Origin of the sequence: Corallococcus llansteffanensis, assembly GCF_003612055.1 — a bacterium.
GTDB classification, from domain to species: domain Bacteria; phylum Myxococcota; class Myxococcia; order Myxococcales; family Myxococcaceae; genus Corallococcus; species Corallococcus llansteffanensis.
In genome coordinates, this window is record NZ_RAWB01000770.1 from 1 (window position 1) to 3821 (window position 3821).

The 3821-nt window shown below is 73.2% G+C and carries 4 protein-coding genes; all 4 read left to right on the top strand.

All coding sequences use genetic code 11. The features are described 5' to 3' along the window. A partial coding sequence (locus D7V93_RS39850) for an ATP-binding protein (RefSeq protein WP_147451590.1) occupies window positions 1–243 on the top strand: 243 nt, incomplete at its 5' end. Continuing rightward, window positions 240–617 (top strand): response regulator, encoded by a 378-nt coding sequence (locus tag D7V93_RS39855; protein ID WP_120648257.1) that lies wholly within the window; start codon window positions 240–242, stop codon window positions 615–617. The genes D7V93_RS39850 and D7V93_RS39855, both read left to right, overlap by 4 nt. Window positions 618–733: 116 nt before the next feature. Beyond that, the gene (locus D7V93_RS39860) at window positions 734–2920 is read left to right on the top strand and encodes a cation:proton antiporter domain-containing protein (RefSeq protein WP_120648258.1); all 2187 of its coding nucleotides are present in this window, start codon (window positions 734–736) and stop codon (window positions 2918–2920) included. 5 nt (window positions 2921–2925) lie between these two features. Then, the gene (locus D7V93_RS39865) at window positions 2926–3744 is read left to right on the top strand and encodes a helix-turn-helix domain-containing protein (protein WP_120648259.1); all 819 of its coding nucleotides are present in this window, start codon (window positions 2926–2928) and stop codon (window positions 3742–3744) included. Window positions 3745–3821: the final 77 nt, after the last annotated feature.

Genomic DNA, 3821 nt, shown 5'->3' on the forward strand with positions numbered 1-3821 from the left:
GGCTTCGCGCGCATCCAGGTGCGCGACCGGGGCATCGGGGTGCCGGTGGACCAGGTGGAGCGCATCTTCGAGCGCTTCGGGCGCGCCGTGAGCTCTCACTCGTATGGCGGGCTGGGCCTGGGGCTGTACCTCACGCGCCGCGCGGCGGAAGCGCACGGCGGACGGGCCTGGGCGGAACCCGGCCCGGAAGAGGGCGCGCGGTTCACGTTGGAATTGCCACTGGAGAAGGAGACGCGCGAGTGAGCCGGCCGCTGTTGGTGGTGGATGACGACACGGACCTGCGCGAGGCGCTGGAGGAGGTCCTGCGCGACGCGGGCTACACCGTGATGGGGGCGGGCAACGGCCTGCAGGCGCTGGAGGCGCTGCGGCGGACGCAAACGACGCCGTCGCTGGTGCTGCTGGACATGATGATGCCGGTGATGGACGGCGCGACCTTCGGTCGACAGATGCGCGCGGTGGAGGCATGGCGCGACATCCCGGTGCTCGTCTTCTCCGCCTCCGCGAACGCCCGTCAGGTCGCCGACGAGATGGGCGCCTGCGGCTACCTGCGCAAGCCGGTGGACGTGGAGACGCTGCTCAAGGCCGTGGCGGCCAACAAGGCGCCCGAAGGCACCTGAGCGCTCGCGGAGCCTGCGGGGGATTTTGAACGGGCGGGCACCTCGCACGCGCGTTGACGCTGTGCGCGACCGGCTGATAAGCGACTCCTTAACAGCTTTCCAGCGAGGCGCTCAAGATGAACACCCACATGCTCGCACAGCTCCTGGTCCAGCTCATCGTCATCATCGGCGTGTCGCGGTTGATTGGCCGAGGGGCGCGGTGGCTGGGGCAGCCCATGGTCATCGCGGAGGTGGTGGCGGGCATCGCGCTGGGCCCGTCGCTCCTGGGGTGGCTGTGGCCGGACACGATGCACTGGCTGTTCCCGGCGGACTCCATGCCGTTCCTGAAGATGCTGGCCGAGGTGGGGCTGGTGCTCTTCATGTTCCTCATCGGCCTGGAACTGGACCCCAAGCTGCTGAAGGGGCGGGGGCACACGTCGGTGGTCATCAGCCACTCGAGCATCATCGTCCCCTTCGGGCTGGGCGCGGTGGCGGGCGCGCTGTGGCTGTACCGGTCGCTGTCGGACCCGTCGGTGCCGTTCTCGTCGTTCGTGCTGTTCATGGGCGTGTCCATGAGCATCACGGCCTTCCCGGTGCTGGCGCGCATCCTCACAGAGCGCGGGCTGATGCAGTCGAAGATCGGCGCCATCGCCATCGCGTGCGCGGCGGTGGACGACGTGACGGCGTGGTGCCTGCTGGCCTTCGTGGTGTCGCTGGTGCGCGCCTCCAGCCTGGCCCAGGCGGGGATGACCACGCTGTTCGCGGTGCTCTACATCGGCTTCATGCTGGTGCTGGTGCGGCCGTTCCTCGCCCGGCTGGGCGCGCGCGTGGCCAGCCGCGAGGGCCTGACGCAGAACGTGGTGGCGGGCACGCTGCTGCTGTTGCTTGCGTCCGCGTGGACCACGGAGCGCATTGGCATCCACGCGCTCTTCGGCGCGTTCCTCTTCGGCGCGGTGATTCCCAAGGAGGGCGGGCTGGCCGCGGCGCTGATTGAAAAGCTGGAGGACGTGACGGTGGTGCTGCTCTTGCCCGTGTTCTTCGCCTTCAGCGGGCTGCGCACGCAGCTGGGGCTGCTGGACAGCGTGGAGGCGTGGGTGACGTGCGGGGCCATCATCCTGCTGGCGTGCCTGGGCAAGTTCGGCGGCAGCGCGGTGGCGGCGCGCGTGACGGGCCTGCGGTGGCGGGAGGCGGGGGCCATTGGCGTCCTGATGAACACGCGCGGGCTGATGGAGCTCATCGTGCTCAACCTGGGCCTGGACCTGGGCGTCATCTCCCCCACGCTCTTCACGATGATGGTCATCATGGCGCTGGTGACGACGTTCATCACCTCGCCGCTGCTGCGCTGGATGTATCCGCCGGAGGAGCAGGCGCGCGACCAGATGGCGCAGGCGCCGGACGTGGCGCTGGTGCCGTCCGCGTACACGGTGCTCCTGTGCGTGTCGCACGGGCAGGCGGGGCCGGGCATGGCGGTGCTGTCGCGGGCGCTGTCGGGCGAGCGCAACGAGGCGAGCCTGTACGCGCTGCACCTGCTGTCGCCGGAGCGTCCGATCCGCGTGCGCCCGGAGGAGCCCCTGGAGGGGACGGGCGCGGAGGGCACGGCGGGCAGCGCGCTGACGCCGCTGCTGGGGCGCGCGGAGAAGCTGGGGCTGTCGGTGCGCACGCTGTCGTTCGTGTCGTCGGAGCCGGCGCGGGACATCTGCCGCACGGCGCAGGCCAAGCGCGCGGACCTGGTGCTGCTGGGCTGGCACAAGCCGCTGTTCAGCCAGACGGTGCTGGGCGGCACGGTGCACGAGGTGATGCAGGACGCGTCCAGCACGGTGGCGGTGCTGGTGGACCGGGGGCTGTCGCAGGTGCGGCGGGTGCTGGTGCCCTTCGTGGGCAGCCGGCATGACCGGGCGGCGCTGGGGTTGGCGCGGCGGCTGTTCAAGCAGGCCGGCGCGGAGGTGACGGTGCTGCACGTGACGTCGCCGGAGGGCGCGGGCACGGGGCGCGCGCAGGTGGAGGAGCTGTTCCCCCTGGACGAGGGCGCCGCGGTGAAGCTCAAGGTGGTGCGCCACGCGTCCCCGGAGGAGGCCGCGCTGGAGGAGGCGCGCGCGGGCTACGACCTGGTGGTGGTGGGCGTGGGCGCCGAGTGGGGCCTGGAGGACAAGCTGTTCGGCGTGCAGCGCGAGCGCATCGTGCGGGACGCGCCCGGGTCGCTCCTGCTCGTCCGCCACCCGGAGGGCGCCCCGGCGCTGGCCCTTGGACAAGGCCAGGTCCGGGGCCAGGGCCAGGAGCAGGGCGCCACGCCGGACGCCGCGCAGGTGGTCGGGGCGAGGCCCTGAGCGCCATGCACCTGGGAGCCACGCTGCGCCTGCTGCGCGTCGACGCGGGCCTGTCCCTGCGCGACCTGGCGCGGCGCATCGGCGTGTCGAGCGCGTACCTGAGCCGCGTGGAGCACGGTGTGGACGCGCCGCCCACGCAGGCGCGGCTGTCGGCCATCGCCCGGGAGTTGGACGTGCCCCCGGCGCTGCTGATGGACGTGGGCAACCGGGTGAGCCCCTACGTCACGGGCTACCTGGAGGACGTGCCCGCGGCGGGGACGCTGCTGCTGGAGATGGCGCGGCGCAAGCTCACCGGCGCGCAGCTCGCGCGCGTGCGGGCGTTCCTGGACGCGGAGTTCCCCCTGCGCGAGCCGCGCGGCGACGAACCCGCGCCCGCCCTGGGCCCGCTGCTGTGCGCCGAGCGCGTGGTGGTGCAGCTGAGCTGCGGGGACTACGAGGACGCGCTCGACGTGGCGGCCGGCCGGCTGGCGTCGGCGCTGCCCGGCCTGGACGCGGCGGCGCTGGCGGCGGGGCTGCGCCAGCGCGAGGGCGAGGCCCCCTCCCAGGTGGGCAACGGCGTCGCGGTGCCGCACGCGTTCGTGCCCGGCGCGTCCCCGGCCGCGGCGCTGGTGACGTTGGCCCGGCCCCTGGACGCGGACACCCCGGACGGCCAGCCCCTGCGGCTGGTGGTGGCGCTGGTGGACGGCCACCTGGGTCGCGCGCGGCTGATGCGGCTGGCGCACGTGGCGAGGCTCGCGGGACGGGGGCTGGCGGACCGGCTCCACGGCGCGGACGGGGCCGCGCGGGTGCTGGAGCTGCTGGAGGACCTGGAAGCGCTGCGCTGAAGAGGCGGGCCCAGAGGGAGGCTCAGGTCTCCGAGGCCGGGGGCGGGGGGACCCAGTGCTCCCACCCGCCCAGGTCC